Source organism: Legionella jamestowniensis (genome assembly GCF_001467745.1).
GTDB classification, from domain to species: Bacteria; Pseudomonadota; Gammaproteobacteria; order Legionellales; family Legionellaceae; genus Tatlockia; species Tatlockia jamestowniensis.
In genome coordinates, this window is the sequence record NZ_LNYG01000004.1 from 72,826 (window position 1) to 98,564 (window position 25,739).

Consider the following 25,739-nt stretch of genomic DNA (forward strand, 5'->3'; position numbering starts at 1 on the left):
TATCAGTCAGCATGGGACCATGCCAACCCATAAAAGCATGCATTCCCCCTGCTTCCTCTATTACTTTCATCCCAGGGGCGCACAGCATATGATAAGTGTTACCCCCCAAAATAATTTGACTACCCGCCTGCAACAACTCATTTGGCATCATATTATTCACGCCTGCGCGGGTTCCTACCGGCATGAAAGAGGGTGTAACAAAATCCCCATGGGGCGTGCTAACACGAGTAACCCGAGCCTGGGTATGAGTATGGCGCTTTAAGACTTCGCAACTAAATTGATTTGTCATAACTTGACTGGCAAAAAACAGTAGGAGGTGATAATAGCCAAGTGGTTCTTTATTTGCCAGTAAATTGTATGCAAATGATCTCTTAAACCAGCGTCGAGAGTGATTTGTCTTGTACGCGCGATTGCCAAAAAATCCAAGCCCCTGAAACTACCATGAACAAAAAATACAAGGCCGTCCATCCTGGCATCGTTAATCCAAGCCATTTCCAGGAGACTTCCGCACAATCACCAGCTCCCCAAAAAAGGGCATGGAGAACATCACTCCAGGGAAAATAGCGGATGAGAACATCAAGCTCAGGCATACATGCTGGCGTTTGATCGCTAGGTAATGACTGCAACCATAACTGTCGACTCGCAAAAAATAATCCAGCAAAAGCGATTACCACCTGCATAATTGCCAAAAATTTACTCGCCTTTAAATACCGAAGTGTAAGACCCAAAAAGGTGACAACCACGAGCAAAAAAGTGCATAAGCGTTGCATTAAGCATAAAGGACAAGGCTCAAGGCCTTCTACATATTGAAAATAAAAGGAACTTGCCAATAGGGTTAAACTCAGTAAAAACAGGAACAATTCCCAACGTTTATAGATAAACTTTGTCATGATTGAGGCAACATATATTGAACTGCATTTTTAATTTCTTCATCGCTGCACTCCATACAAGTTCCTTTGGGCGGCATGGCATTAATACCTTTAATTGCCGTAGCCGTTAACTCCTCCAGCTTTTTAGCATCTAGGCGTGTTTTCCAATCCGCTGCAACGCGAAATTTAGGAGCACCAGCCACCCCATCGCGATGGCAGACACTGCAATACTTTTCATATGTTGCCTGCCCGGGCGCTTCCTTTTTAGTAGCCGCTGTTTCGGTTTCAACAGGTTGTGTTGTGGCTACAGGAGCGGTAGTTTTCTGTTCCTGTAATCTGACTTTACCTACAGGTTGAATACGTTGTTCAATTTGCTGACGATCAAAATCTTCAGTCGCATAAACACTTGCAGAGCTGACAAACACCAACATGAATACACTAAGTCGCATGATTTAACCTTTTTTCTTTTAATTTAAAATCATACCGATAAGCAACTCGCATTTCCAGTTTGAGAATTGCATAATTTTCATACATTATCTTCTAGTTAATTGATTTTGCTAATAAAAATCAAGATTGACGATAATCATCGAGCTTGTTATAACCATAAATAATGAAAAATTACTGTCCCGATTTTGGATTATATCGGTCACACCCAGGATTAACCACTTGATGGCAGAGTATAATAAAGAGTCTATGTTCCACCCTGTGCAAAAAATTGCCGCTAAACAGCATGATTTCCCTCCTTTCATTCAGCATGCCATGGAGCAATATTTTGAAGGCAGAGTACAGCAATCCTGGCAGGGACAACATATTCTTAAAGGTAAAACACCAGCAAAGAATGCTTTGATGCTTACTAGTAATGACTATTTGCATATTAGCCGCCATCCTGAACTGATCAATGCCCAAATAAGGGCAATGATGACCTATGGAAATGGTCAAATGCAGTCCCCTGTTTTTTTAACCGATGACAGCTTGCTTGCGGCCTGTGAACAACAGTTTGCAAATTTTACGGGCTATCCGGCTTGTTTATTAGCCCAATCAGGCTGGTGTGCCAATATCGGATTAATCCAGGCTTTGGCTTCACGTGATTTACCCATTTATTTAGATTTCTACGCGCATATGTCTTTTTGGGAAGGTGTTAAAGCAGCCAGCGCCAAACCCATCCCGTTTCAACATAATTCGATAGCTTCACTTGAAAAGCGCTTGCAACGATACGGCTCCGGCATTATCGCCATCGATTCCGTCTACAGCACTACAGGAACAATCAGCCCTATAAAAGACTATGTGGCATTGGCAAAAAAATACAATTGCTTGTTGATTGTTGACGAGTCGCATTCTTTAGGCACGCATGGACCCCAAGGAAGCGGATTGGTAGCCGCTTTAGGTCTGACAAATGAAGTCGATATTATCACCGCGAGTTTAGCTAAAGCATTATCAGGTCGAGGAGGTGTAATCCTTGCCAATCACAGTTTAATTGAATTAATTCGTTACACAGCTTTACCCACTATCTTTAGCTCCACTCTTTTACCACATGATTTAGCTGGGTTTAAGGCATCAATCAGCATTATTACCAAGGAAGAATGGCGACGTGAAAAATTACACAGCAATGCAATTTTTTTGCGAACGTCTTTAGAGCAGGCAGGATTTTATTTGGGTGGAAGTAACTCTCAAATTATCCCCCTCCATGCAGGAACAGAAGCCAATACCATTTGGCTGCGTAACGCGCTTGAAAAGGCTGATATTCATGGCGCAGTTTTCTGCGCCCCCGCAACCCCCAAAAATAATGCCCTCATCCGTTTATCAGTAAATACCAATCATCAACAGGGTGAATTACTGAAAGTAGTTGATTGCCTGTTGGCTATTAAAAAAAGTGGCCCTGTTCTCCCTGTATTTCGTACCGTTGAAATGTAAGGCCTACGGAAAGGGACAAACCAATCTTAAGTGTTAAGTCAATAACAACTCTTCAGCATCAATTTCCTCTAAATGATGATGGTAGGATACTATTTTATTTTGATGCACATCGAATAATGCAGAACCTGACACATAAGCATACAAGTAAATCTCTTCCGACACAAAACGATGAGCAGGAACTAAACAGGCAGCCCAATCATTCCATTCGGGAGGCTTCGTCGTTGCCTGCCAGAAGCAAGGAATTTTTTCTCCACTGGCAAGTTGGTCAAGAACCTCATCGCTGGCTCCATTATCTAAGGCAAGATCATAATGTAATCGCATGTCTGCTTCATTTTTGACAATAAGAAAATTGGCATTCGCATCATCATCAAGCAACAAAAAACTGCCTGAATTGTCTGCCAGATAGTATTCAACAATTCCTTTTTCCTGACGAAGTTGACGGAAGAATTCAGCAAATTTCTTATCATGCAAACAGCTTGGAGATGTCACGGATAGCATGCGCACTATCATATCGGACATTACTTGGAAATATTGCAGCTGTAAGTCATAGATACTCTTCGTAATAATTTCAGCAACATTAGGATCACTTTTTTGAATATAACGATGAATTAATCCTTCATTAAACGCCTCAATGGCCAGTTTCTCATCCGCTTGGCCAGTTAGCAGGATTTTTTTAATGTTTGTATTACCAATCCTGCGGCAAAATTCTATTCCGTCCATCCCCGGCATTGCATAATCAACAACCACTACCGAGATTTCAGAAAATCGCTTCGGATTATAAATTTCCGCATGAATAGCATTTAAATTAAGGTTTATCGTGTGATTTGTGAGAGGACAGTTATTAGCTTCCGTATATTCGCTTAAACAGCGCTGGCTTAGCATCACTAACTCACATTTTTTTTTGTTAATATAATCCAGCGCATCAAAGGGAGAATCAAAAACGCGGTAGGCAAGCCCTTCATCTAACTGGAGCACAAAGTTTAATAAGAAATCACGGCTGTCATCAATAAACAGAGCCGTGCTTGGAAAATAGCACGTTGGAATTGAAAAATATTGCATAGCTCCTCCTGAGCAGCGTTTCCTTCATAGCAAATAACAATTTTAGGCTTTCATTATTAGAGGTCTGTTGACTTTCGTTTTCATAAGCCCGCAGTGTCTACGTGCCGCGACTTATCCCACTATCAACACACCCTAGTGCAGTACTACTTTTCCTACACAAAGCGGAAAGCCGCGTGGGTATAGGCAGAGATGTGCTCAACAGACAGGCTTTATCCACGATCTCCACAATATCGCCGGATACTGCAGAGAGGCCGCAGTCTCAGGACTATCAGCAAAGTGTCAAAAAAACCTGAATAAATAATAAACCCTCAAATTTATTGAGTATAAAATAACATGAGTGCTTAATTTTCCCAAATAAAACACGCCTTATTTAAGTCACTGGGAATAAGAGCGAGAATCGTGTGTAATTTCCTTCCTCTGCTTCGCAGCGAATATCTCCGCCGAAACGGTTCATTACTAATTTACAAAACGACAACCCCAAGCCCGTGCCCATAAAAGTAGTTGTATAGAAGTGATTGAACAATTTTGAAAGTTGCTGAGAAGACATTCCTTTAGCCGAGTCTTTAAAATAAAGGGTATTGTATTTTTCTCCTTCCTCCGTCCAAATAATAATCTCTCCTTTTTGCGCTGTTGCAATAACATACAGAGCATTTTTTAAAAGATTAAAAAGCACATGTTGCATTAGCAATTTTGAGCCAATGAAAGCAAAGTCCCCCTGGAAATTTACTAAAGAACGTTCCTGTGGCGATTTAAACGGGTAACGTATAAGCGCTTCATTTAAACAATCCGCCATTGAACAGACTTCTAATGTACAGTTTTCTAATGAATTTTCACGTCCCGCTTTTATTAATAACATATCAATGATGGTGTTAGCATAATCAATTTCACTGATGATCCGCTCACCAACTTCCTCTAACTGTTGCAATCGTGTTTCTCGAATAGAAGAATCCAGTAACCCATGACGCTTGGCTAGATAATAAGCTTGAAACAAGTGAGGTAAGTAATAGGCCATTGCCCTTGCACCACTTTTAATCCCTAAGAGCGGCGTGCGTAATTCATGCGCAATCATACCCGCAGCGGCAGCCATACCTGCCAAGCGTTGTTGCTGCAACATGGCCGTCTTATAGTTGACTGTAGAACCAGCAATAATGACAAACAATAAGACAATTGCCATCTCAAGATGTTCTTTACCAAAATACAGCTGGGATGAGGTCAAATAATAGCAGAGTAGTGCAAGGCTCCAACCCAGCAGTAAGAGTACCGTAAGACTAAACAAATCAACCAAGAGTACTAATAAAAAAACACTACACAGCAATGACATTGCCGATATATCGCTGGCTTGATTCATTAAAAATGAATAGGTGAAAAAAAATGACAGGGTGTAGAGAATAGTTAAAAACCAATACGCAGGTAAATAGGGTTTCCATGAGACAGGCCAATAGGGGGTTAGCATGAGCCCTAACCCCAGCATACTTCCTATCAGTCGTAAACTAATCGTTTCATAATATTGTGGAAACAATACTGCCCAAATCCAGTAAAATAATGGAAATCCCAAAAAAGCGATGGCTCCTACTGCAACAAGCTGATGCGCGGAATTCGATAAACTCCGCTGCATAGAGCTATCAAGATAGCTTATCATTTTTTTGACATTCTTCATGATTGTTTTTGATTAATCCCAACTCTTTTCTCTATATAACCATACAAAAAAATAGCTTCACTCATAAAAAAGTCTTATTTTTTTATTATAAATAAATGTTCTATTGGTACTACTTTACTTATTTTGATACAATTTAATCCACCTTGATTTCAAAACCATATGTTTGGCTTTAATCTAGATTTGTCCCTTCGCTTCTCTTAGAAGGCATTAATTATATTTAATAAAATTACAATAGAGATTAAAAAAATTCCATTAAATTAAAAACTCTATAAAATTTTTAACTTTTCAATAAAGAAGATAAATTATGCCATTAGAATTTTTAATTCCACATGAAAACAACCCTCCTATTCGTTCCCTTGAGCTTAACGGTAGCGGAGTTGATGATAACAGTTTGCGTCTATTGAGTGAGGAATTGAAAACGAACAAAACTGTCACCTCAATCGACCTGTCACTCAATGATTTTAGTTCCGAAGGTGTCAGGAGTTTCAGTGATACGTTAAAAACGGATAAAATGCTTACTGATGTTAATCTTTCCGACAATAAGATTGGTCCTGATGGCGCCAAATACCTCAGCCAAGCCCTCAAATTTAACTTCACTCTTTTAAAGCTTAATATTTCAAACAGCGATAGCTATCTTGCCCTAGGTGTGCTTGGCATCCAATATTTATGCGAACTGATTAAAACTAACCACAGTCTTGCGCGAGTTGACTTTTCATATAACGATATACAACCACCCAGTACCAAAGTCTTAAGTGAAGCTCTGAAAATAAACTATGGTTTAACTAATATTGCGCTTAAAGGCAACCCGCTTGGCCCTAAGGGTATTCAGGATATATGTGAAGCGCTCAAAATTAACCATGGTATCTCTATCATTAATCTTGCAAATACTGGGATGGAAGATGCGGGCAGCGAATTTGTAAGCGAGATAATAAAGGGCAACAAAAGCCTTACTGATATTGAACTTGGATGTAACCAGATTAGTTTTAAAGGTGCTAAAACCTTAAGTGAAGCACTTAGGTCTAATACGACTCTCCTCAAACTTTCTCTGCGATCAAATCCATTAGGTCCTGTTGGTGCCCACCATTTAAGTAAAGCAATCGCAAGTAACAATACGCTTACTGAGCTTAATCTTTCGACTACTGATCTTGGTGATATCGGTGTTAAAGATATCGCTGAAGCACTTGTACTTAACCAGTCACTAACTGTGGTTAGTCTTGTATACAATGAAATTAGCGACGCAGGGGTTCAATACTTGTGCGAGGCACTTAAGATAAATAAATCCCTTAAAACCCTTAATCTTTCATACAACAACATTAGCGATAAAGGAATCAAGTCGCTATGTGAGGTGCTTAAAGTCAACAATACATTGACTACAATTCATCTTGATCTCAACCCCAACATTACTCAAGATGGTATTAAAGCATTAAAAGAAGCTCTTAAAACCAACTATACTTTACTGGAAGTGACTGGTATAGATGACCCAGTTATTAAACAATATCTTAAAAGAAACAACGCCATTGCCACTTGTTTCAAAAACTTTACTACGCATCTCACTGAAGGATTACAGTCTGAAGATCTTGAAAAAAACTTAAGCCTTTTAGAAGAGTCAATTCAACCCAACATGCCAACGGATCATTATCTAAGAGAGTGTTACAGGCTCTTAACTGCTTTGGGTCATTTGACCAATGTAGGGAGTGAAATTGCTGCCTTAACTAATTTACTTCCTCCGTATACTCATCCTTTCCTACAGACAACTGCCAATTTAGCCCTAAGTCTTTTATTATGTACTGACCTCTCTCAGCAACTTGATCAATTAGGCCTTCAGGAAAAACGCTGCCAACTCCTATTACATGGTTTTAACGATGTACTGCAAAGACCCGAACTCAATAACTTTTGCTACATTGCACTTTTCCATCTTGTTTATCCAAATCAATCGATTATTCAATCGGAATTCGACTCCTTTAAAAAAAATACTGCCTTACTTAATCAAGACCTATTTAAAAATATAATTCAAGAAGCCTTAGTTGTTTGTCAAAAAAGTAATTCCCCCCCAGAAGAAATCAATTTTTTAAAAGCAGCGCTAGCACAGCTAAACTATCCTGTTGAAGTAGCCGCTCGTTTAACCCAATCTCCCGCATTTTTGCTAGCTCTGCGCAATAAGCACCCTGAAGCAACTTATTTTACATTAGTGGAGCACGCCATTCCCGCTCATGATAGCCAAACATTGTTGATCCCCATTAATCAGATTTTTCCAGCGATTACACAGCAAACAACTGAGAAGTTAGAGGATCTTGTTAAGCCAACCTCGACTTATCGAACCGATATCAAGGCGAAAATACATCGATTAAAGCAAACACTTTTTGCCATGTTCGAAAAAAAATCTACAACACGAATAGTGCAATCGAATTTATCCTTTTTTGCTGACAATGGTTCTCATTCTCAGGCAAATTCATCTAAATCAAATCTTTCCAAAGAACAATTACAGCAAATCAAAGAATTAATAAGTTCATTACAGAAAGAAATCTCTAGTTTTTGGCCTTATCCAAATAAGGATATAAAACAAATTAAAGTAAACGCACTTGATAGTTTAATTAAAAAAACAGAAACCATGACTATTTCAGAAGCCATTGATGAAATTGACAGTGAATATCCTCAAGCTCGCTCTGGTCAAATTAGCACGCGTACAGCTGATTTATTCAATAATCTGCGTAATACACACGATAAAATTCCAGGTAGCTTTTAAGCTAACAATTTTACCGTCCATACGAAAAATTAGAGGGGGAAGGTGGGGCTATCACTATGCCCACTCACATGCTAATAGCCATAATCCTTTGTAAATAAAATATAAGTTAACGTGTGCAATTTATCGTTTCTTGCAGCAGGAGAAATAAAAACCGTTATCCAAAACTTATAATTCAAATTGAAGTATCACTTCTCTTCCTGAATAATAATAGGTTTGCAACATATTCATGGAATAAATATGGACACTTTACGTATTGCTACCAGAAAAAGCCCTTTGGCTTTATGGCAGGCAAATTTTATAGCCGAAAAAATTAAAGAATTACATCCCATACGAGTAGAACTTATTCCCATGCTCACCTCAGGAGATAAGTTTCAAAAAGATAAATTGCAGGCTGTAGGCGGTAAAGGGCTTTTTGTCAAAGAGCTTGAGCAAGCAATCCTTGATAAACGAGCAGACATCGCTGTTCATTCTATGAAAGATGTACCCGCTACCTTTCCACAAGGTCTTTGCTTGCCGATAATCAGCAAACGCAATAACCCCGCTGATGTGCTTATCAGCCGAAATCGTTGTTCATTGCAACAATTGCCTGCGAAAGCAGTAGTAGGCACAACCAGTTTAAGACGCCAGTCGCAACTGCTGGCTATTCGGCCGGATTTAATCGTAAAGCCCTTGCGAGGCAATGTGAATACACGTTTGAAAAAATTAAACGAGGGTGAATACGATGCCATTATTCTTGCTTATGCCGGACTTGAGCGTTTAGGTATGAGCGAACATATTAATGAAACTTTAAGTGATGATGTCATGTTACCTGCCTGTGGACAGGGTGCACTTGGTATTGAGTGTCGTCTTGATGACGGCTCGCTGCAACAACTTTTAAGTACTTTAAACGATCCTATTTCAGCACTTTGTGTACAAGCAGAACGGCATGTAAATGCCTTATTGGGAGGTAATTGTCATGTTCCTTTTGCCGTTTATTGCAAACCTCTGCCTAATGAGCAATTGCTATTAAGGGCTCGAGTAATGAATATGGATGGTACCATTATACTCGAAGATAGTCAGCGAGGCCCTCAATCTGAAGCCATGCGTTTAGCTGATAACTGTGCCCACGCGCTCTTGGCGAATGGGGCAGCAAAATTACTCTGCCAAACATCATGAGCTACTTTTTGCAAGGGTTATCAGTTCTGAATACCCGTCCCCTGACACAGGGAAAAGCACTAAGCGATGCGATAATACAAGCAGGAGGTACTGCTATTGAGTGCCCGGCTTTAGCCATTGAAGCAGTGCAATTTTCACTCCCTGCGCTTCATCAAGCAAATTTTGCCATTTTTATCAGTGCTAATGCAGTCAATTATCTATTAACTGAATTAGACAAACACAACATTCAGTGGCCTGAAACACTGAAAGTCATTGCTGTAGGTCACGCTACGGCCGCAATGTTAAAGCAACATGACATTCGAGTAGATTTTATTCCACAAGAGTCCACCAGCGAATCATTGCTCAAACTGGATTGCTTGCAAGATGTTCATGACGCATTCATACTCTTGTTTAAAGGGGGGGAGGGACGCCCAGATATTGCCAACACATTAGTTTCAAGGGGCGCTAATCTAACCACCGTTGACGTCTACAAACGTGTGATCCCTGAGTATAATCAGCAATATATTGATTCATTGTGGCAGGAAAATGCTGTGGATATTATACTATTTACAAGCCAGCAAGCGATGCAAAATATTTTTACTATGTTTGGCAATGAGGCTCATAGTTGGCTTTGCCATACACCTTGTCTGGTAATTAGTGAGCGGTTGGCAAAAGCCGCTGCCTCATTAGGAATTCAGCAAATTATAATAAGTAAGCCAGAAACTGTTTTACAAAGTCTGCATCAATTTAATCAAGGATTAGTTCATGGTAAATAACAAAGAGGAACAGACTAAAAAACCGTCATCAAAATCTCGGCCCGATGACACAAAAAAAGCAACAGTCTCGAAGGTAAAGCAGGTTTCAATAATAGATTCTTCCAGATTAGTACTGGGAATTGTTATTTTATCTGTCCTATTGGCAATAATAGCACTCATTTTTTCTGTTTATTCATTGCATAGAGATAAACAGTTTGCGATGAAAGCTGAGCAGGAAAAACAAACCGTCATCGCACAACTTCACAATTTGAAACAACAGCAAGTAAAGACACAATCGATTAATGACAGTGTTGAAACCTTAGATAAAACGCAAACGGAATTTAAAAATCATCTGCAAGCCATCGAACAGGAATTACATACAGCAATGCAACAACGTCTGTATCAAAAGGAGGACTGGACCTTATTAAAGGCGCGCTACTATCTGGAGCTAGCACAAGTCAATGCACATTGGAGTAATGATCCACAAACCAGCATTGCTTTGTTAAAACAAGCCGATACTTTACTGTCAGCGTTGTCAGAACAACCAATCTTTGCTATCCGACAAGCAATTGCACAGGAAATCGCTCAATTACAAGCCGCCCCTAAAGTAGATATAGCAGGTTTACTCAGCCAACTTGATGCGGCTGAAAACAATTTATCCAATTTATCTCTAAAGCAACCTCTTGCTAACATGCAAGGGAAGACAAATGTGATGAAGAAAACCTCCCCATGGCGTGAACAATTACGTGAAAGCTTAAATTCACTTAGTGATTTAATTGTTATCCGACGCCATGATGAAGCAATTGAACCCCTGTTGTCTCCACAGCAACAAAGCATGCTGGAGGAAATCATTCGTATGAATCTTGAAGAAGCGCAGTGGGCTCTATTACAAGGTAATCCAGAGATTTACCAACTTGCCTTGTCGAAGGCCATTAAAACGATAAAGCGCGCTTTTGATGAAAATACCCCAGCAACACAGGCTTTACTTCAACAACTACAAAGCCTACAGCAACAAAAACTAGAAGTGGCTAAACCTACTTTGGATAAAGCACTTCCTCTGCTGAATCAGTTAATTGAAAATAAAAACAGAGAATTGAGCACACCTGCTCTCAAGAAAGGAGAGCTCTCACAATGATACGGATATTAATTATTTTTTTGGTTTTGCTTGTCTCGGTATGGATAGGGGTACAGTTAAATCGGGATCCCGGCTATTTATTAATTGCTATTAACCACTGGACTGTAGAAACTAATTTGTGGGTGGCCATTTTAGGTTTAATCCTCGCCTTTTTTTTGCTGCATACCCTTCTACTTTTGGTGAGTAAGATCACTACTATTCCAGAAGCGTATCGCAATTGGCAAAACAAACGTCGCCAACAAAAAGCCCAAGCTAAAACGCAAAAGGGCTTCATTGAATTTAGTGAAGGTCATTGGGCCCAAGCGAGGAACCACTTAATTAAAGCCCTTCCTGACACAGACTCGCCTTTGTTAAATTATTTAACTGCGGCGCGTGCTGCGCAGGAAATGGGGGATCACAGTTTACGTGATGATTATTTACGCGAGGCTCAGCAATCAATGCCTGATGCTAAAATCGCAGTCGAACTCACTCAAGCTCAATTACAGTTGGCAAATAAGCAATGGGAGCAGGCATTAGCTACGCTTCGACATTTGCAGGATTTAGCGCCCAATCATCCCTATGTTCTTAAATTATTAGTGCGACTTTATAAAGAAGTGAAAGACTGGCAACCATTAATTGCTTTATTACCTGCTTTGAAGAAAAATCATGTTTTTTCAGAAAAAGCCTTTCATTTATTACGTACCCAAGCATACCTGGGAGCCATGACAGACCTGGCAAAATCGGCCGAGCTTGAACCTTTAAAAAAAATAATGGCTACTTTGCCTAAAGATTTACGCCAAGATCCAGAACTTATAGCAATTTACTGCTCTATTTTACTCGAACGACATGAAGATGCCCAAGCCGAACCAATTCTTCGTAATGCGCTGCGAAAGACGTTTGATGAAAAATTAGTTAACTTGTACGGCAAGTTAAGACTGGGAGACAAGCCTTTACTTTTTGCCGAATCACTGGTTAAGAAGAATCCTGATTCTGCAAAATTGTACCTCTGTTTGGGCCGTTTGAGCATGAGCAATAATTTGTGGGGTAAAGCCCGCCATTATTTTGAAAAAAGCATTAGTATTACACCCTGTTCAGAAACCTATGCCGAACTGGGCAAGTTACTTGAATGCCTCAATGATCAGGCTGGCGCCTGCGAAGCTTACCGTCAAGGATTACTGTTATCAGTTAAATAGTAAAATTCTTCCTTTCGTCTAAAATGCTGTCACTTTCTGTGGTACTTAAGATGGGAACTAACAACAGTAATTTCCATTTGTTCTATAATAATTTTATTAGGGATAAATACCCGCATTTCATTTAATAAACCAGGAAATTTACCATGCTTTATACCACCATACTTAATTTGATTAGACTTAAATTAATTCAGCTCATTATAAGACGCGTTTTAACATCCAGGGCTGCAAAAGGAAAAAGTGTTAAAACCATGAGTCTGGTTGCCTATTTACTGGAACTGGGGCTTACTTTTTTATTCGATAGCAAAACCAAAAAGACCCCAAAATCAAAATAGCAGACTTCGCTTATTGTTTCCTGAAAGACTACCAGGAGAAATAATTCGTCATCCCAACATTGACCCAATAGTTCCCGCTGCATTCAATGTTGAACTGCAGAAAATATTGGCGGGAAATTTAAGCACCGTCGGAGCTTTTGGCGTGAATATTTCTGAAGGTAGGGCCTCTGTGCAAGGAATCCATTTGAATGTGGATGGCATTGATATGAATGGTAATGGTTTCGTTACAGCGTCAGGTTATGAGGTAGGCCCTGGCATTCTAGGTCTCTCCCCCAGTGTGAATACCATTCGAGCAACCACAGTTGATAGCACAGCAACCCTCGATGCTATGGGCATCAACGTCCACCCTGGTGGAAGGATAACTCTTGGCTATGACGTTAGACAATTTTTTATTGTCACTGAAAATGGACAACGGGTTTTTCCTCCAATCCGTATTATTTCCTAAGAGACATAAAGATTGGGCCTTATTAGCCCAATCGATATTTCCTATAATTGCAGTTAGCAAAATCTTCTCTATATGGTGGCACCGTTCACTGAATACTTCACAATTTTAAATTTATAGTGTTCTCCGCATTCAATAATTTATCAACCTCGGAGCGGGTCGTGGTTTTTCCAACCGGGATTCCCCTTTGAAAATTAATAATACTGTTCAAGCCTTTAATCGCATCTCCTACACTTGCTATTCTATCTTCAGAAGGGAGGTTTCCTAAAACACTAACATAAGCTCTTTTAAGATTTTTAATCTCGTCTAATTGTTTAGGTGAATACTTAAAGCAGGAAAAAAAGAAACCACTTTTACTATCAGGGTAGGCGGGTGCTTTTTGAATAGTGTTAAACTTCTCACTGATTTCTTGAAGTAACTCCTTATGCTGATCATCATTTAATTTTAAATTATTCAAATTTGTTAAAGATATACTACCTGATGCTATTTGAGAGACAATATGTGTTTTACTCCATAGCTTTGTCTCATTATAACTTTCAAGCTGATAGTCACCTCTTCTTGAAATATCTCTAACCAGGGTTGTTTTTACATTAATGGCAATTGGTTTATCACAAACCTTCTCAATGAAATATTTTTGTGCAGCCAGCATTTCATCAAGGCATTCATGCTTATCATCTAAATATTCTATGTCAATGACATCCCCTGCTTGGGCATTCTCAGTGAGTTTACGAAGTGTATGTAATGACATTAAAAATTTTTCAGTGTGCTCAAAGGGTCCAGCCTCTTTAGCCATATCATAAATTTTTTGACTGGTTTTAACATGTTCATGGTCATTGACATTCTTAGCCAAAAATGCGTGGAATCGATCCTTAAGCTCCCCAATATTTTCTGTGGATTGAATTAACATTAACTCCATAACATGTTTTATTTTAGGCTCTGCAACAGTATCATTTACTCGCTCTGCCAGCGCCTCAAGCAATTCTCTTGCTTGTTGATATTCTTTAGTTTGAATAGCTCGGTTAATGTTCTCGATTGCCTGACTAATTTCTTCAGCGTGCTCCGGCGCATGCAGTTTGACCAAACCTTTTAGTGGCTCAAAGCTATTTGCAGTAAATGCTCCGATATCGCCTCCTTTATTTTTTAATAAAAGACCAATGATGCCATCTAGACGGGTCAGATAAAGTTCGTCAAGAATGAATTGGTTATACTTATTATCGGTTTCCAAAGCTTTGAAATTAACGCGGTACTCTTCTCTAATCAGGTTTTCTTCATATTTATTATACGTAGGCTCATGAAGGGAAGTGTAACTCATACCGATGTCTACATCGGCAAGCGCATCATGAGGCGTCATGACTTTTATATCTGGACGCTGTACACCAGCCTCGATGCATACTTCCTGTAGTTTTTTTAATCCAGCAGTACGAGTAACTAATTCAGACTCTCCCCTATTATCTCTTGCGCGCTTTAGTTCTTCAAAATGAATATTCTCAAGTACATCTTGTTTTAAATTAGAAGAATCCATACTGGTAAAAATAACAACTTCAGCCCCTTCCTTAGCTTGAGTTGCAATACGCGCTAAAGTGGGTTTTATCCAGCGGGTATTACCAAAGGCATCCATACCACTTAAAGTCTTATCAAAATCAACTAACAGTACTCTTTTTTTCATGGGATTTCTCTTATTTAAAAATCGACTTATCCTCAGTATATAAGACAAACATTAAAGCTAAATTAAGAAGGCCAGAGCTCGCAAAGAATCTAGGGCAAATAGATTGTGGGCAAAGTCATGCAAATCCAAAAGAGTCACGGGCAATTCGTGATTCTATGTGATTTAGAATATTAATTTTATCTTAAGGAATATTGGTTATAATATTGTCATACTGACTATTCTGAGAGTAAACCATGCCTACTATTCAAGAACTTAGGGCTGCAAAAAATAAAACGACTTATCTATTAGAGCAAGAGATAGATAGTGGATTTTACAGCGAATTATCTAATTCCTTAGACAAAAATGAACGGATAAAACTAGCCAAAGAGATTGTTAGACACCGTGATTCATCTTTTCCAACGTTAATAACGAAGCTTAGTGAAGCATGTTTTAAGGATAAAGGACCTGAATTCATTCGCAAAGGTGCTTCTGATTTTTTAGCAAATATCCTGATTGAATTAGTCAAAGAAGCTGAGCTTAAAAAAGATGAAAGGCAGCAGTTTGTGAAGCTTTTTACCCAAAATAAAGAAGCGTCTTATCCTGAAAATTATCAGTTCCCCCCAGAAGTTGCTTATATTTTTTCCAAAATACACAAGGTAGCAACTAGTTTTGATAAGAAGAATGGTAAAGAGCGCTTAGTCTCATCATCTGATTTAGGAGAAGTAAGCGAAGATAAGACAGATCAAGAAGACGCATACTCAGCAAAATTGGCGAGTAACTTGGCTAATAAAGTTTTCAATGTTATGGTGCTCGATGCTACGCCTGAAGAAGATCTCCAGAGAATTTCACTAAAACTACAAGGTGCTGTTGCCAGTGAAGAAAAATTAAGCACATACTTTAGAGAGCATATTCCCGCATACCCTCCCTCATTTGCTGATGGATATTATTTGCAAAGAATGCTCAAATATGACACTGCCATTGACCAAATCGAAGAAAAGATTGCAAATTCCGCATGGAAATTAGGAGGTTTCGATTTCGGTTTCGGTTTCTTTCAGGGCGGCGTTAAGCTAGATGGAGTCCAAAATCGAGTTCCTCATCGCGTAGCTAAAATGTATCAATTAATTTCGGAGTTTCGAGATAAGAAAGGTCAATATAGCGAGCAAGACACTTATCAATTATATGTTGATATACAAAAATGCGCTCAAGAAGCCTTAGAAAATCCCCGTCGAGGTCAAAAACAGTCTACCAAAGAGTTTTATAATGATGTTTTGAACGATGTTTATTTAGGGACAGGGGAATTCGAAGTAGAAGACGACGAGCGGGCACGTTTAGTTTATTAATAATAGCGCTAGCCCATTAATTAAGAATGGGCTTACACGCATCTTCACAAAAACTTAAATTTCGTTCTACCTGAATGGTTGCATGATGGATTTGATGTTTATCATGCAACATTTTAACAAGAACTTGTCTTGCTTCATCACTTAAGGGCGCATCGGGCATGTAAAGATGTACTGACATGGCATTTTCTTTCGTACTTAACGCCCAAATATGTAAATCATGCACTTCCTTCACCCCGGGCTCAGCTTGCAGTGAATCACGTACATCCATCCAGGAGATTCCACGAGGAACCGCATCGATTATTAAATGAAAACTGTCAGTAAATAATGACCAGGTTCCCTTAATAATGAGGATAGCAATCAGCAAACCAACAACAGGGTCAATCCACAGCCAATTGGTAAAATAAAGAATAACCGCTGAAATGACCACCCCTACCGAAATTAAGGCATCATAGAGCAAATGTAAAAAAGCACCCCGAATATTTAAATCATCCGTACCACGTAAAAATAAGACTGCAGTAGCACCATTAACCAGAATACCGATGCTGGCCACAATAATGACAGAAACAGCATGAATTTCAGTGGGGGAAAACAGTTTATACATGGCTTCCGTAGCAATAATACCGCAGGTAAATACCAGAAGTACTCCATTTGCCAACGCGGCTAGAATTGAGGTTTTTTTCATACCATAGGTAGTGCGATTGGTGGGCAAGCGCTTTAAAAGTCCATTGGCTATCCAGGCCAAAATGAGGCTAAGAACATCACCCAAATTATGAACCGCATCTGCCAACAAACTGGTGGAATTGGCTAGATAGGCAAAAATAATCTGGCAGACAACAAACAATCCATTTGCAATAATTGCAATTATAAAAGCGCTATTAAACTCTGAAACAACATGAACGTGGCCATGATTATGGTTATGGCTATGATCATGGCCTTCATTATCATGCTGATGAAAAATCATTCTTTCTCCTGACTTTCAAAGGGCTCTGACCTATTTTCATCATTACCGTAATAACTTAGGCCTATTCTAATTCTTTCCCGTTCATTTTTTTTACGCCAGAGATTCGTATCGCGTAGCGAATACACACAACCACAATACTCCTGCTTGTAAAAATTTTCACGCTTGGCGATTTGATACATGCGCTCTGAACCACCATTTTTACGCCAGTTATAAGTCCAATAGATCATATTGGGGTAGCGGCTGGCGGCACGCGTGCCGGCATCGTTAATTTGATTCATATCTTTCCAGCGAGAAATCCCTAACGAACTGCTGATTACCGTAAACCCATGCTCATACGCATAAAGTGCCGTTCGTTCAAACCGCATGTCAAAACAAGCAGTACAGCGTTTTCCTCGCTCAGGCTCCCACTCTAAACCTTTCACACGGGCAAACCAATTGTCTTTATCATAATCCGCATCAATGAAAGGAATATGATGCTTTTTGGCAAAGGCTATATTTTCCTGTTTTCTGATTTCATATTCTTGTACAGGATGAATATTAGGATTGTAAAAGAATATAGAAAAATCGATTTTTGAAGCCAACAACGCTTCCATTACTTCACCTGAACAAGGTGCACAGCATGAATGAAGCAATAATTTATCAGCGCTGTTGGGCAATACTAATTGTTCACGTTCTATCATGTTCACTACCCGGTATATTAATAAAATGTTGACGATAGTAAGCTAATTCCACAATAGAATCCTTAATATCATCAAGCGCTAAATGTTTAGATTCTTTGGTCACGCCATTCATAAGTTGCGGTCGCCACCTTTTAACCAATTCTTTTAAAGTACTGACATCAAGGTTGCGGTAGTGAAAATAAGCCGCTAATTCAGGCATGTATTTATATAAGAATCGCCTATCCTGGCAAATACTGTTGCCGCACATCGGTGATTTTCCTTTATCCACATAACTTTTAAGAAAAGCAATGGTTCGTTGTTGTGCTTGAGCTTCATCAACTGTTGACTCTCTAACTCGTTTCACCAATCCTGATTGATGATGTTGTTTAGTATTCCATTCATCCATACCAGCGATTAAAGTTTCATCCTGGTGGACTGCCAGTACAGGCCCTTCAGCCAAAATAGTTAACTGCGGATCAGTTACTATAGTAGCAATTTCAATAATCCTATCTTTTTCTGGATCAAGCCCGGTCATTTCCAAGTCAATCCAGATTAAATTATCATTATTTTTCATAGTGTGGTTCCAATTGTTCAGCACAGGCAACGCGCTGTTGATGCAGGGCGTGTTTTATGGCCTCGCCTTGATACCCCTGTGCTATAAATGTTTGTGGTGATATTTTCGCACATTCTTTCAGTAAATAATGCCAATTTTTAGCCTGGGGATAGTCTTTTTTCCCTGGGCCCCGTCCTTTTGCATCCGCCTCACAGACGAGTAACAGTTTTTTAAACAATTCGGGCCGCCGAAATGCATCGGTTTGTTCAAGAATTTTAATTTTTGTGCGTGGCTTAAGTTCAAAAAAACGATGGATGTTTAAATGAAATCGTGACACCATTTCAGCAAACTTGCGATAATCAGCAGGAATACGCAAACGAGCACACAAGTCTCGAATAATAGCCACCCCTCTTATTTCATGTTGCACCTGCCTTGGCCATTCTACCATTGGCGTTGCTCCCTTTCCTAAATCATGAACAAGGGCTGCAAATCGTACCATGGAATCAGTAGATAATTTTACGGCTTTTTTAAGCACCATCAATGTGTGAACACCACTATCCACTTCCGCATGATATTTCTTATTATTAGGTACACCAAAAAGCGCATCCAGCTCAGGCAAAATGACTTTCAATGCCCCACATGCCCTTAAAGTACTAATAAATATCTGTGGGTTTTGTTCTGCAAAACTACGTAACCATTCTTGCCAAACACGTTCCGCAACCAGATGATTTAGTTCACCACGTTTTACCATAAGATACATCAGTGCCCTCGTTTCATCGGCCAAGCGGAATCCTAGATGATAATAACGTGCAGCAAAGCGAGCAACTCGCAACACCCGAACTGGATCCTCAATAAAAGCAGGAGATACATGCCTTAACAATTTTGCTTTTAAATCAACCTCTCCATGATAAGGATCAATTAAATGGCCATTGGTATCCATAGCCATAGCATTAATGGTTAAATCCCTTCGCAATAAATCATCTTCCAAACTCACATTTGGATTAAAATCACACTGAAATCCGTAATAACCTGGCGCTGATTTGCGTTCCATTCTTGCCAAAGCATATTCTTCTTTCGTTTCAGGATGTAAAAATACAGGAAAATCTCGCCCTACTTGTTGATAGCCCAATTGCTGCATCTGCTTAGGCGTTGCACCAACAACAACCCAGTCTCGCTCTTTTACAGGATAACCCAATAGTTGATCTCGAACTGCGCCACCCACCAGATATATTTTCATGTAAAATTACGCCTTACTAATCATTTGGAAACTCTTTTTTATACTAGCAGAAGTAAATAAAAAATTCGGTTTTCTTGGCTCACTCCCTGCTCCTTAATCATATCTTTGTCGATGCCTCACGGCTTCCTGTATTTTCCCTGGATCTCATGTACAAGCCATCAGTAAAGTAAAGCTGGACTGGGTTTTAAGAGATGTGAAGAAGATTAAAGGCTTGACCTCGGACACCAAAATTATTGTAAATTAATCCTATAAAAAAATACTGTAGTCCACTAATAGCAAGAATTATAAAAGAATTTCGCCTTCTATGATAAAATTATACAAAGAAATACAAAAAAGTCTGAACCTTCGCAATTATAGATTATTTAAAATTATGAGTAAAAGGCGAGTTAACAAACAACAGTCAGCCCGTATTAAAAAAATACAAGCAAACTACCGCTCCAGCACGGAAACAAGTGAAACCTCTCTTCCTGGCCTTGTTCTAACGCGTTTTAGTCGACATGCAGAAATTGAAGATAACGCAGGAAATCGCATTCATTGTTCTATTCGCCCAAACATTGATTCTTTAGTAGCCGGTGACCGTGTTATCTGGCAACCAGAAGGTATTAGACAAGGCGTTATCGTGAGTCGCTTTCCGCGTGACTCCATGCTTGGCCGTCCTGATAAAAGGGGCGAATTCAAACCTGTTGCAGCCAACATTACACAAATTATGGCAGTGGTTGCGGCAAAACCAGCGTTATCCTGGGCTTTGCTTGATAGCTACATAGTAATGGCTGAGTCTTTAAAATTAAGGATTTGTATTATTCTTAATAAATTTGATTTGGATTGTGGGACAATACGCGAGGACTTAGAGACATTTTATCAGCCCCTTGGTTATCCGTTATTATTCACCAGTAAAGAAGATCCACAAACATATCTACAATTAAAAGAGGCGCTTAATCATCATGTTAGCGTTTTTGTTGGTCAATCAGGGGTAGGAAAATCTTCATTGATCGCAGGCATCTTACCCCATGAAGTTAATATACAAACTGCTGAAATATCGTTAAACACAGAGTTAGGCTGTCATACCACAAGCAATTCACGTCTATACCACCTACCTGATGGTGGAGCATTGATTGATTCTCCCGGGGTAAGGGAGTTAGGCCTGTGGCATATGCCTTTGAGTGAGATCGTTGACGGTTATCGTGAATTTCAACCATTTAGTAATCAGTGTAAATTTCGGAATTGTAATCATCAGGATACACCTGATTGCGCAATCATTTCGGCCGTGAAATCCGGGCATATATCAGCGAGACGTTACGAAAGTTTTATTAAAATTACTAATCAATTTTTAAAATGATCCCTAAGCTCTTAAGGAAATAGGCTCCATTTGTATAGGATCTTCCCCAACATGCAGGGATGGAATGGACTTGGTTAAAGACTCTAAATACTTGATCATAGCAATATTGCGATCATTAATTATTCCCTTTACCTCGGTTTTAAATTGCGAAATTAACTCGGTAATAGCTGTTTCCTTTTTTAGACTGAAATCAAAAGAAGAAAAATGCTGCTCAAGATTCTTTTTAGCCTCACTGTATTGTGTATTAAATTTTCCAGGATTGGTGTTAAACATACCGTGTTGTTTTGCAGAGGCTACAGAAACCCTAGCCAGCCGTCGCGTAATAAAATGAGCGACCTTTTCATTTAAATCACTGCTATTGCTTACATCTCTATTTTTTCTTAATTCATGGAGTATGAAATCACGAGTTCTTAACGGTAACGCTTTATTATTTAATAATTTATTAAATTCAACATTAATACGTACCCATTGCTGATATTGATTTTCAGGTTGCATCTTTGTTTTTACAAGTTCATCTAGAAAATGTTCGACGAGTATACATGTTTTTGTGTTGAATTTATCGGTTAAAGATGTAAGAACGGATAATAACAAATCTGGCTCAAAACAAACCTGATTTTTAAGTTCAAACATGGATTCATCTTTAATTGACTCTAACCAATCCAGAGTGTCTTTATAACGTGTATATTTTTTTATAATATCTTTCTGCGCTAATGCTCTTTTAACGATATTGCGCATCGTATAAGTATAAATGAAACGAATTTTACTGAAATCCCCGTTGTCGAGTGCATATTCCAGTGCATTGAAAAGTTCCTTGCCTGTGGCGGTTATCATATTTTTTTTCTGATCCCAAAACTGCAAGGAAGTTCCTGTACCCCAAACACAACTAAAATTATGCGTAATTAATGAAACCAGAATTGTTAAAGCACGTCGAGTTGCTTCCTTGTCATCCAAAGAATCCCATTCACGAAATACCAGTTGGGCAGAACATAAACGTATTTCATCAAGTGCCGCTAAAGAAATCTTCTCAATCGCCGCATCAAATTTTTCCTGTGGTGCATAATCTGCGACTATTTTCGCAAAAAATTGCCCAGCAAAGGCAATACATTCGCGTTGCTTAGGGGGAATCTCCTTGGCAACAGTTGGCTCCTTCAGCGAGTGCTCTTCCTGAGTAGCAGGAGATTCTTTTTCACCTGATTGAACTCTAATTACATTTTGTTCTTGGGGCGTACCGATAGTTTGAGCAGCAGAATTGTTATCTATTTTCAAGGTTTCATTTGGTGATATTTCCTTGGTAAAACCAGGTCCCTCTAACAAATCCTCTTTCTGAGTATCGATGGATTTTTTTTCACCTAATTGATCTTTACTTATATTTGCTTTGCTGGATACATCAGTCGTTTGAGCCGCAGAACTTTTATCTACTTTGGGGGTCTCATTGAGTTGCACTTCTGCCAGAATTTCATGAACATTTCTTTTTTGTCCACGCCAAATTACAGCATGGGTATAAAGTCTGTTTAATTCATCCTCAGGCAAGTTATTCACAAACTCAAAGAATTTAAAATAAGCTTCCTCCGCAACTTGTTCTTGCTCTGCTGTGATGTTGTGCCCAAGGCGCAAAGCGTATGGATTTAAGGTACCATTTACAAGTTCTTTTATAGCCATTACTGTTGATTTTTTTAGGGGTAGACTTTCTTCTTCAATAGCAACGACTTGAGCATAATACTCATAGAATTGCAGTTCTGCAAAGGGGAGTCTTTCCAGTTCTTTGGCAGCCAACTTGCGATACCGTCCCTCTGAGAAGTGATAAAATGTACCATTAGCTCGATGTTGAGCCACACAATTTGGTAAATAAATTAATTCCTTTTCATCTTCTGAGAGAATACATTGAGATAAAGGATAGTTAGTCGGTAGATCTAGGGAAATGGAATCAATATCTTGAGTTAACGTTGGAATTAACAATTTGTAATAATTTGCCTCAATATAACCAGCACCAGCTAGGTACTGAGCTAATCTAATCCAGGAGCGATTTTCTCCTTTTTGCTTCCGCAGATAATCATCCGGACTATCTTTGATAGTTTGCCAACGAAATGCATAGAGTTTCTTTATTTCAGCAATAATCTCTTTGGAAATTTCTCCTGTAGCTGGAATTTTTTCTAAAAAAACTTGTATTTGAGGTTTAATTTCAGCAGTATCTGCATCAAGTTTGTTTATTAATTGACGTAAATGTATTATGTCAAAGTATTCTCCAACCTTTAATATCTTGTAAATAGGTATTAAATTTTCACATTTACTTATCATAGTAGGATCAAAACGACAAATCCATCTGGCCACATCTGTCAATTTTTCTTCTAGGTCAGGGGTTTCTGTAAAACAATCGAGCAAAATATTAACAAGATAGCGATTTTGATTTCGACCAAAAATCTCTATACCATAAAAATGATTAATATCATCTAAAGAACAGGCTGCCAAGCTTTGAGTAAAACTCTTTAGTTTTTGATGAAAGCCTTCCAAAGTTTGATTCCTTGCTTTTGCATTAAAATAACTTTCAATGACTTCAAGCAAATTAGGCAATAAATGTTCAGGACACTTTCCTTTTTGCTGCCAGGTAGGAGCAATACGACGTATAATGTAATCCCATAAATTAGCATAAGTTTCATTATCAATTTCTTTAGCTAATTCATCTCCCTTTTTTGACCGAATCCTGAACATTTCCGATAGGGTCAATGCCCTTGGCATAATCTTTTTTAAATCATAAGTCGAAAATACCGCAGATGGCTGTTGCAACCGCTCAAGCAAGCCTTGAACTCTATGCCACGTCCTAGCATCATCGGAAAGATAAATAGATCGAGGGTCTTGGTCTTCTTCCAAACGAGAAAATAGTTCTGGATCGATTGGTTCAAGTTTGGGTATTAATATCATTAAATAGGGTCTCTTGACTACTTTTGCCAATTCTCTGGCGAAAGTAATCCAGGGAATATTATTGCCTTTGGGATCAAAAGTATAATCTGCAGGGGTATCCGCTATATTGTTCCAACGTTGGGCAAAAACATCTTGAATCCACAAAAGATCTTCGTTGTTAAGGGTCAAATCAAAATTTTCAGATAAATTGGAAGTTATCGCTGAATCAAAAAGAGGATACTTTTCTTTAAAGGCTCGCAGTAATTCTTTGTCACTATTTTCTAAATTATGCTCAATACCTGTTAAGGCCTTGATAAATTCATAAAGTTGACTAACTAACATACTGCTCTACTTCCTTGTAATGATAAATAATTTTACTGCATTTGTTTTAAACTTACGAGAAGAATATTTTGATTTTAGCGAACGACTTCTGAAAAAAACGTAATCATATCATAAATCTCAATTTTGAGAATGGTTCTTATTCAAATTTGCATACATTGATAAATCAAATATGGTTTAATCTAAATGTTTGTAGGCGTTTAATTTGGTTTTAAGGAAGAACCTGGAAAAATTTTAGCTTATTATCCGGATTATATTTTGATTAAATCCTAAATTTTTGTGTCTTTTAGATGCATTAATTTATTGGTTTTTTAAATGGAATAGAAGTGTATATAAAAATTTTTGATAATCTCATACAAATAAGCAATTTTTATTTCAGCTAATAAGAAATTAAAATATTTTCATTTTGAATTATTTTAATTCACTCTTATAGACCTATCCCATGAAGCAAAAAGTAGAAAGCAGAAAACAGGCTAAAAGGAAATTTATTAACCCTATTAGACCCTCTCTATTTAGAACAAAAAAATCGAATGAAGCTGCAACGTTTGAGGATTTTCTTAGAGAAAATATCAACAACTCCATTAATGCTAAATTCCTATTGGGAAAAACAGAATTTTATAATCTAGAAGCATTTCAAAACAGATTTAGCCGTGATCTACCTTTGTTAAAAGAAATTATTGTTTCTGAAGTTAATCGTCCGGAAGGAACATTCGCTTTGTATCATGGAAGCTCTAATGCAGTAAAATTTTTTCGGATGGTGATAAGTGCTATTTATCGAATGGATAATTTACATACAGAACAAGCTTGTTTAAAAACCAACATGGTATTAGGATGTATGAAACAACGATCCTTTTCACCATCAAGATTTTTTAATAAAACTTCAGCGAGGATGAGATCTCGCCACCCCTTAAATTCCAGTTCTGATTTCTCAGCAGGAAAAGAATTCGATCATGAAGACCATATACGTAAACATCTTTTATGTGCGTCTATGTTGTTGCACGATGGTTATTATGGTGAAACAAGCTGGCTTTTCTTTCAAAATAATAAAAGTATTTCAGTAAGAAACGAGGAGAAATTTCTTGAAGTTGTTTTAAATGAATTCTGTAAGAAACAAAGATTAGATAACTTTCCTGTAGAAGAATTGATTAAATTATACTCCGGTTATAAGCAAATTTTACAAGCTCAACTCTTGCAGATTTTTATTAATCAAAATGATTTTAATGAATTAGGTTATTACTGCTATGCAGGTGGAGCACCTCTAGTAAGGGATAGTGGTTCTTTTATGAATGAATTATTTGCCGAATTAACAAGCCAAAACTCAGACAATTGGCAAAGAATAGTCACTGAAAAAATCAATAACGCTTTTAAAGCAAATAAGCTTCATCCTCTAATCGATAAAGAACCCTCTAGTCAGCTCATGGATGAATGGCTAAATTTTTTACAAGTTCGTTTTATAACCACAAACCCAGAGTTTTATAATACAGACAAAGTAACTATTAACGAATATTATCGGAGTGACGAAGCTTACTCTATAACTAAAGACCTTAAGAAGGAGCTAAGAATTC

At 38.4% G+C, this 25,739-nt stretch carries 21 protein-coding genes; 10 read left to right on the forward strand and 11 right to left on the reverse strand.

Annotated features, from left to right (window positions below; translation table 11 throughout):
* From Ljam_RS15435 to Ljam_RS01475, 3 genes are all read right to left on the reverse strand, one after another.
* A partial coding sequence (locus tag Ljam_RS15435) for a tRNA-guanine transglycosylase (RefSeq protein ID WP_238583672.1) occupies positions 1-289 on the reverse strand: 289 nt, incomplete at its 3' end.
* Positions 290-371: 82 nt separating this feature from the next.
* Positions 372-890 (reverse strand): disulfide bond formation protein B, encoded by a 519-nt coding sequence (locus Ljam_RS01470; protein ID WP_058448367.1) that lies wholly within the window; start codon positions 888-890, stop codon positions 372-374.
* A complete protein-coding gene (locus tag Ljam_RS01475) occupies positions 887-1,318 on the reverse strand; it encodes a c-type cytochrome (RefSeq protein WP_058448368.1) in 432 nt (143 codons plus the stop codon). Before Ljam_RS01475 ends, Ljam_RS01470 begins: the two co-directional genes overlap by 4 nt.
* Positions 1,319-1,538: 220 nt before the next feature.
* Here Ljam_RS01475 and cqsA point away from each other — a divergent pair, with 220 nt between their 5' ends.
* Positions 1,539-2,780, forward strand: a complete 1,242-nt coding sequence (gene cqsA / locus Ljam_RS01480; protein ID WP_058448369.1) for an alpha-hydroxyketone-type quorum-sensing autoinducer synthase — start codon at positions 1,539-1,541, stop codon at positions 2,778-2,780.
* A gap of 33 nt (positions 2,781-2,813) precedes the next feature.
* Here cqsA and Ljam_RS01485 read toward each other — a convergent pair whose 3' ends face one another.
* Positions 2,814-3,839: a response regulator gene (locus Ljam_RS01485; RefSeq protein WP_058448370.1), complete on the reverse strand. Its 1,026-nt coding sequence runs from the start codon at positions 3,837-3,839 to the stop codon at positions 2,814-2,816.
* Between the two features lie 370 nt (positions 3,840-4,209).
* Positions 4,210-5,496, reverse strand: coding sequence for a sensor histidine kinase (locus tag Ljam_RS01490; RefSeq protein WP_058448371.1), 1,287 nt, complete (start codon positions 5,494-5,496; stop codon positions 4,210-4,212).
* A gap of 304 nt (positions 5,497-5,800) precedes the next feature.
* Between Ljam_RS01490 and Ljam_RS01495 the strand changes: the two genes are divergently transcribed.
* The 6 genes from Ljam_RS01495 to Ljam_RS01525 all read left to right on the forward strand — a co-directional run bounded on the left by Ljam_RS01495 (position 5,801) and on the right by Ljam_RS01525 (position 13,212).
* The gene (locus tag Ljam_RS01495) at positions 5,801-8,239 is read left to right on the forward strand and encodes a leucine-rich repeat domain-containing protein (protein ID WP_058448372.1); all 2,439 of its coding nucleotides are present in this window, start codon (positions 5,801-5,803) and stop codon (positions 8,237-8,239) included.
* Positions 8,240-8,470: 231 nt separating this feature from the next.
* Positions 8,471-9,394: a hydroxymethylbilane synthase gene (gene hemC / locus Ljam_RS01500; protein ID WP_058448390.1), complete on the forward strand. Its 924-nt coding sequence runs from the start codon at positions 8,471-8,473 to the stop codon at positions 9,392-9,394.
* Positions 9,391-10,149 (forward strand): uroporphyrinogen-III synthase, encoded by a 759-nt coding sequence (locus Ljam_RS01505; protein ID WP_058448373.1) that lies wholly within the window; start codon positions 9,391-9,393, stop codon positions 10,147-10,149. The genes hemC and Ljam_RS01505 overlap by 4 nt, the downstream gene beginning before the upstream one ends.
* Positions 10,139-11,263 (forward strand): uroporphyrinogen-III C-methyltransferase, encoded by a 1,125-nt coding sequence (locus Ljam_RS01510; RefSeq protein WP_058448374.1) that lies wholly within the window; start codon positions 10,139-10,141, stop codon positions 11,261-11,263. Before Ljam_RS01505 ends, Ljam_RS01510 begins: the two co-directional genes overlap by 11 nt.
* Entirely contained in the window at positions 11,260-12,435 is a 1,176-nt protein-coding gene (locus Ljam_RS01515; protein WP_058448375.1) for a heme biosynthesis protein HemY, read from the forward strand. Before Ljam_RS01510 ends, Ljam_RS01515 begins: the two co-directional genes overlap by 4 nt.
* 258 nt (positions 12,436-12,693) lie before the next feature.
* The gene (locus Ljam_RS01525; protein WP_131762472.1) at positions 12,694-13,212 is read left to right on the forward strand and encodes a hypothetical protein; all 519 of its coding nucleotides are present in this window, start codon (positions 12,694-12,696) and stop codon (positions 13,210-13,212) included.
* Positions 13,213-13,309: 97 nt separating this feature from the next.
* Here Ljam_RS01525 and Ljam_RS01530 read toward each other — a convergent pair whose 3' ends face one another.
* On the reverse strand, positions 13,310-14,875 hold the full coding sequence (locus tag Ljam_RS01530; RefSeq protein WP_058448378.1) for a hypothetical protein: 1,566 nt from the start codon (positions 14,873-14,875) through the stop codon (positions 13,310-13,312).
* A gap of 233 nt (positions 14,876-15,108) precedes the next feature.
* On the opposite strand from Ljam_RS01530, the gene Ljam_RS01535 reads away from it, so the two are divergent.
* Entirely contained in the window at positions 15,109-16,194 is a 1,086-nt protein-coding gene (locus tag Ljam_RS01535) for a hypothetical protein (RefSeq protein WP_058448379.1), read from the forward strand.
* Between the two features lie 16 nt (positions 16,195-16,210).
* Here the strand turns inward: Ljam_RS01535 and Ljam_RS01540 are convergent, their stop codons facing one another.
* Genes Ljam_RS01540 through Ljam_RS01555 form a run of 4 tightly spaced genes read right to left on the reverse strand, consistent with a single transcriptional unit; the run spans position 16,211 to position 19,604 of the window.
* Complete coding sequence (locus Ljam_RS01540) at positions 16,211-17,155, reverse strand: cation diffusion facilitator family transporter (protein WP_058448380.1); 945 nt, start codon at positions 17,153-17,155, stop codon at positions 16,211-16,213.
* Positions 17,152-17,835, reverse strand: coding sequence for an epoxyqueuosine reductase QueH (locus tag Ljam_RS01545; RefSeq protein ID WP_058448381.1), 684 nt, complete (start codon positions 17,833-17,835; stop codon positions 17,152-17,154). The genes Ljam_RS01540 and Ljam_RS01545 overlap by 4 nt, the downstream gene beginning before the upstream one ends.
* Positions 17,822-18,388, reverse strand: a complete 567-nt coding sequence (gene orn, locus Ljam_RS01550; RefSeq protein WP_058448382.1) for an oligoribonuclease — start codon at positions 18,386-18,388, stop codon at positions 17,822-17,824. Before orn ends, Ljam_RS01545 begins: the two co-directional genes overlap by 14 nt.
* Positions 18,378-19,604 carry a multifunctional CCA addition/repair protein gene (locus Ljam_RS01555; protein WP_058448383.1) on the reverse strand — a complete coding sequence of 409 codons (1,227 nt, stop codon included), beginning with the start codon at positions 19,602-19,604 and terminating at the stop codon, positions 18,378-18,380. Before Ljam_RS01555 ends, orn begins: the two co-directional genes overlap by 11 nt.
* Before the next feature lie 370 nt (positions 19,605-19,974).
* On the opposite strand from Ljam_RS01555, the gene rsgA reads away from it, so the two are divergent.
* On the forward strand, positions 19,975-20,940 hold the full coding sequence (gene rsgA, locus Ljam_RS01560) for a ribosome small subunit-dependent GTPase A (protein WP_058448391.1): 966 nt from the start codon (positions 19,975-19,977) through the stop codon (positions 20,938-20,940).
* A gap of 3 nt (positions 20,941-20,943) precedes the next feature.
* On the opposite strand, the gene Ljam_RS01565 is transcribed toward rsgA, so the two are convergent.
* Positions 20,944-24,177, reverse strand: coding sequence for a hypothetical protein (locus tag Ljam_RS01565; RefSeq protein WP_058448384.1), 3,234 nt, complete (start codon positions 24,175-24,177; stop codon positions 20,944-20,946).
* A 439-nt stretch (positions 24,178-24,616) separates the two neighbouring features.
* Here Ljam_RS01565 and Ljam_RS01570 point away from each other — a divergent pair.
* The coding region (locus Ljam_RS01570) for a hypothetical protein (protein WP_156411900.1) at positions 24,617-25,739 on the forward strand (1,123 nt) is incomplete at its 3' end.